Origin of the sequence: Paraburkholderia sp. BR10923 (assembly GCF_040948765.1) — a bacterium.
In the GTDB taxonomy this organism is placed as follows: Bacteria; Pseudomonadota; Gammaproteobacteria; order Burkholderiales; family Burkholderiaceae; genus Paraburkholderia; species Paraburkholderia youngii.
The window spans coordinates 1-5579 of record NZ_JBFPKO010000082.1 but is presented as its reverse complement, the minus strand read 5'-3'; the positions used below and the strand labels follow the sequence as shown (position 1 = coordinate 5579).

Below are 5579 nucleotides of genomic sequence, written 5' to 3'. Positions count from 1 at the left end.
CGGTTTCTTTAGCAGCGTGCGCGTCTAACGCGGGCATCACCCATTCGCGTACCCGCTGCAGGACCGCCCGGTCAGACCATTCTGCCTTGGCCACAAAATGGTGGAGTGACTGGTGCTTCGCACTCGCGTGAAGTGGGTCAATATGCGCGGCCATCGGCTCGACGCTCTTGCGTGACAACGGCAATACCAGGCCCGAACAGTAACCCTTGAGGCCGGCATGGCGATCGGCGTGCCCTAACGCCTGCGCCAGATGGTTCAGATACGCGTCAAATTCGTCGATATCTTCTCTCATCGCGATCGCCCCCTGCTATGGCCACATTATCCCGGTTCACTTCGGGCACACTTGCACTCATGCGACGCCTCTTTCGTCAGCGTTCGCGATCGAATCGACCGGCGGCAACGCGTCCTCGAGGTCTAACGGAAGTCTCCGTTCGCAACTGGGCCGTCCTTGGCATCTGGCATCGGCATGTCGGGCGCCACGCCAAGTTCATGCATCGCTGCATACGCGATCCGGGCGAACACCGGCCCGGACACGTCACCGCCGAAATGTTTGGCTCCTTGGGGCTTGTCTACAGATACAGCTATCACGAGCCTTGGACTCCGGATCGGAATGATCCCCACGAACGATGCACGGTAGGCGTTGCGCTCATAGCCGTGCCGCGTCGCAGTGTAGGCCGTGCCCGTTTTACCGCCGACGCTATAGCCAGGCACCTGCGCGTCCGGCGCAGTACCGTCCTTGGAAACGACACTCTCCAGCATCGCCCGCATTTGGTCGGTAGTCCGTTGCGTGAATACCTGTGTGTCCGCCACAGTCGAGCCATCTCGTTTGTATAGCGTAAGCGGAACGAGCCGACCATTGTTGGCGAACACCGTGTATGCCTCCGCAAGCTGGACGAGTGACATCGAGACGCCGTAGCCGTAAGACATCGTCGCCTGTTCGATTCGCCGCCATTTACTCCATGGTTTCACGATGCCGGCAGCCGCGCCTGGAAAGCCAAGCTTGGGCTGCCGGCCAAAACCCAATGCCGAGTAAAGCCCCCACATTTCCTCGGGCTTCATCGTCAGGGCAATCTTCGATGCGCCAATGTTGCTGGACTTCTGGATGACCTGGGCGACAGTCAGCGTACCGAAGTTCGCATCGTCAGTGATAACCGCGCCGTCAAGCGAAAATCGCCCGTCGGTTTCCACAATCGAACTGGGCGTAAGCCGACCCAGGTCGAGCGCGAGCGATACGGTTAGAGGCTTCATGATTGAGCCCGGTTCGAACACGTCGGTCACGGCGCGGTTGCGCAACGCGGGGCCGCGCAGGGCCGACCTGTCGTTGGGATCGTAGCTCGGGTAATTTGCAAGCGCGAGAATTTCTCCGGTGTGTCCGTCAACCACGATCGCGGATCCGCTTTCTGCATGGCTCGAAGTGACTGCGTCCCGAAGGGCCTCGTAAGCGATGTACTGGATGCTGCGGTCGAGCGCGAGCTCGATATCCGCCCCATGTTTAGGACTCTTTACGCTCCCGAGGTCACTCACGATATGGCCGACCCGATCGCGCACGACGAGTTCTCTCCCGTCCACCGAGTTGAGCTCACTTTGTGCTCCGAGTTCAACACCCTCCTCGCCCCGGCCCTCCGTATCCGTGAAACCGACCACCTGAGCGGTAACTGCACCTTCCGGGTACACGCGCTTATATTCGGGCAGCTCATAAATACCTGGGATGGCGAGTGCTTCGACCTGACGGGCGACGTCTCGCGAGATCTGATGCTTCAGATAGACGAACGTCTTGTCGCTTTCAATTTGAGTGTTCAGTTGCTGATCTGACATTCCTAGCAATTGCGCGAGCATGGCGAGTTTGCCTGGCTGCACATTGTCCGGAATCCCGCTTGCGTCCGCCCACACTGCCATCGTTGGGACACTCGTAGCCAGCACGCGACCGTTGCGGTCGACGATTCGGCCTCGATCGGTTTGCAGGTCGATGACATGGTCGACACGCTCGTCTCCTTTCGATTGGTAGAAGCGACTATCGAGCACCTGAATCCAAAGGGCACGTGCGATGCACGCAGCGAAACCGATCGTTATCAAGGCCATTACGACCGTGGATCTGCCTCGGTGGCTGGAGGTCTTCAGGACCGGGCTTTCATTGAAAGTTACGCGACGGGTCATTTACGAAGCACACACGGACTCTCACTTACGGCAGGAGCTGCCAACACCAGTGACATGTTCTGCTGGCAAGAAAGCAGTGAGAGTTTTCGTTGTAAGCGCACATGGAGCGACCCCGGCTCCCCGGAACAGAAACATTTGATAACCGCCTCTTCACGCAATTTTGTCGCGTCATGCGAAAGATGACGACGCGCGCCTTGGGGCTGCTTTGCGACAAACAAGCGCGAATCCGCCGCGTCGGCACGCTGCGGATTAAATGCACCGCGCTCTCGCATGGACGAAGGCTGAGCGCGGCGTCGCTACCGTAGAATATCTCTGTTCTGTCGGTCCGTCGAGCACTGCGACGTTCTGCCGCCACCGGCGGACCGTCCGCCTCGCGTTTATCGCGCGAACGGGATGTCGAGAGACCGCAGATAAGTCTGCAGCCAGCATCTTGCAGCGGGATAACGTGCGCGGCTTCGTCGGACTCATTGAAGTGGGCGTGCCAGTAGCCAGGGGCGTGACGAAGGCCATGCCCGGCGTCCAATCCACGCGCACTGGGTGCGACGATGTCGCCATTGGCATCCAGTTCCGTGCCGACGAGCGTATAGACACCCGGCTTGCAGTTGGGGATGAAGTCGAGCGCGATCGACTGATGGCGATGCGGCTTTTGCATCGTCTTCGGTGCAACGACACCGAACATGGCCCACATCGAATGCGTCACCGTGCGAGTCTGCGGAAAGTGCGCGTTACCGAGAAGGATGCTTACGCGGTTGCGTTGAGCTGCACCCGGAGCATTCGAAACCTTTTCGAGCTCTTCCTTCGCACGCGCCACCGGATACAGCGTCGGGGTGAAACGCGCACGCGAGAAGTCGGCGCCCAGATACGAAAGCAGAGGGCCGTCGTTGACGTAATAGAGACGAGCGGTGCCCTCGGCCGAAATCACAACCTCGCCGCCACCCGGAGGCGAAAAGAAATCGCCGGCGCCGAAGCTGAACGCCGTGCCGTTCTGTGCGACCGTGCCGTGTCCTTCCAGCACGTAAAACACCTGGGAGGTCGCGTTTGGGTTCACGGACACCTTTTCGCCTGCAACAATGCGCACGAAGCTGGCCATCAAGCCCGGACCCGTAGCCGGATAATCGACGCCGAGTTCGGACGAAAGGTCCAGCGGCACGATACGGGTAGGGCCGTTATCGTAGAGCGAGTTCAGGAACGTGCGATACGGCACGCGCGAAATCAGCTTCGCTCCGATCGGATTCGCCGAGGACGTGTATTCGAAATACTCCGCGTCGCGCGTGACTTCGTCGTCCTGGAGACTGAGCGTCGCAATAGAGGTCTTGTCAAGCATAGGATTCTCCAAAAAATTAGGTGCGTTGCTTGAAGGGCGCTACCGCTGACGTCGGCCGCAACCAACCTTTGCCGGCAGCGTTGACGCAAACTATAGGCATTGCACCTTGCTATGCGGAACTACGCTCGCTCGAAATCACCTTTGCGTAAAGGGCATAACCGTCCTCCCTGCCGACGCTCGCATTCGACCTGCGCAGTGCCAACGCTGGATTGAAAATGTAGAGTCGAATGCGCGCAGGACAGGCGTCTCGCGCATCGCGCGGAAGTACCGAACCTGCAACTCTCTATTGCCGCGATGGGCATGCTGCGGCCGGCGGGTTGATAGCCCGCGGCTCCGCTTTGGCGCGTCGCGCATATGTATGAAGCGGACGGCAATACTCCGGCCGTTGCAGTGCAATGCTCGTCAATGGCTGTACCGCTCTGTGTATCGCTAGTCTGTACGCCCGAACGCGCACGTCGGTGGATAGAATTGCTTCGGATTGACTCTCCGAGCAGGTGGAACGACGAACTGTTCTAGGCAGTATGACTCCCGCGAGGTAAAGGCTGGCCTGCCGTGAGAAATCAAACGCGGGATAGCATGACTGCCAGAGCCGCACGGTGTGGACAGGACCGCACCCGGCGATTTCCAGCGCGGACGCCGGCGGGTAGCAGCAGCGTATTACTACGCCGCCGCCCCCTAAGAACGCAGCGTGCGACTTTCACCGCACTGCGCTCAAGCACAGCTAAAGTGTCGTCTCGACACCGGTCGTGTCCGAGTGCACACGACCTTCGCGCGCATCACATCGTTGATTCGCCCCATTGCTGGGGCGAGAGGTGCTGAACCGTAGCGCTACCGGTCTCTTCCAAACTTCCTCTCGTCGAATCTGAGACGTTGGCCCGCGACAGCCGCACCATGCGGAAGTCTGCGCCCTTTCAGGCTGGGGCAAATCTTGAACCCCTATGCTGCCCATTACAGGCGGCCGTTCGCTTTTTCCGCACTCCTATACCCGCTCCCCCAACAGCTCGCCTTACGGCTTGCCTGCCTTCGATTCGATACACCGAGACGAAGGCGAGAAATCGGGCTTACCACGTTCCCTTCCATGCCGACCCGCATCCTCGCGTGGGTCTATCCGGTTAGCACCTGCCTGTTTTCCGATGGCGCCTCGACGACGTGCCCCCACATGCCAAGAGAGCAACCTGCCATTTACCTTTTGGTTCAAGCCTGACAGCAGCTTTGGCTTGTTCGTTTTTACGGAAATTCACACGGCAATTCACTTATGTTGCGCATACGGAACTTGCCTGGCCTTCACACCGCACCGCTGCTTGCAGTGTCGATCCCCTCGTCGCCGAGTGAACCGTCTTTCGAGAAGTACGTTGTCTCCGGAGCTTCATACCCGACCGTTTCCAGTCACGCATGTCCAGGTAGGCAACTGCTGGTCGTACAGCAGGTCACGGAACTTGAGTCCCGGAAGTGGGGGACTCAGGGTGTGACAAGACAAGGAAGAGCTTTGCCATCCAATACTTCAACCGGTTTACGTCCGGCAGACGGCGACACGTGTCGCAAAGCATGGAAAACGATAGCACGTTGTACGTCGGATTAGATGTTCACAAGGAGTCGATCACGGCTGCCTATGCGCTCGGCACTGGCGAGGTCGAATTGCTCGGAAAGATCGGGACGACGAAGGCCGATATCGATCGGCTATGCAAGCCCCTGCAGTCTAAAGCGCGGCACATTCACCTTGTCTACGAGGCCGGTCCGTGCGGCTACGGGCTTTACCGTCAGCTCGTGCAGAAGGAATTAGAGTGCATGGTGTGCGCGCCATCGTTGATTCCCAGGAAGCCCGGCGAACGCGTCAAGACAGATCGACGCGATGCAATCAAGCTCGTGCGATCTCTGCGCGCTGGCGACCTGTCAGCGGTGTATGTGCCCAGCGTGGAAGACGAAGCATTCCGCGATCTGGCTCGCGCATGGGTGAGCGCGAAGGATGATCTAAAGGTAAGCACCCGGCGAAGTCATCTTGATCGGCAAGTCGTGCCGCCCGACGATCATGTCCATTCAAATTTTAAATGGACAGGTGTACATGACGGACGAAGTCGAGGTTGTCCAGGATGTGGTGCAGCCG

At 59.0% G+C, this 5579-nt stretch carries 3 protein-coding genes and 1 pseudogene; 1 reads left to right on the top strand and 3 read right to left on the bottom strand.

Translation table 11 applies throughout. The annotated features are described in order from the left end of the window. The 3 genes and pseudogenes from AB3X94_RS41100 to AB3X94_RS41090 form a co-directional block, all read right to left on the bottom strand. The coding region (locus AB3X94_RS41100) for a transposase (protein WP_368594328.1) at positions 1-292 on the bottom strand (292 nt) is incomplete at its 3' end. 122 nt (positions 293-414) lie between these two features. After that, entirely contained in the window at positions 415-2079 is a 1665-nt protein-coding gene (locus AB3X94_RS41095; protein WP_368594329.1) for a peptidoglycan D,D-transpeptidase FtsI family protein, read from the bottom strand. A 452-nt stretch (positions 2080-2531) separates the two neighbouring features. Continuing rightward, positions 2532-3478 (bottom strand): annotated as a pseudogene (locus AB3X94_RS41090) (cupin). Between the two features lie 1545 nt (positions 3479-5023). Here AB3X94_RS41090 and AB3X94_RS41085 point away from each other — a divergent pair. Continuing rightward, a partial coding sequence (locus AB3X94_RS41085) for a transposase (protein ID WP_368594330.1) occupies positions 5024-5579 on the top strand: 556 nt, incomplete at its 3' end.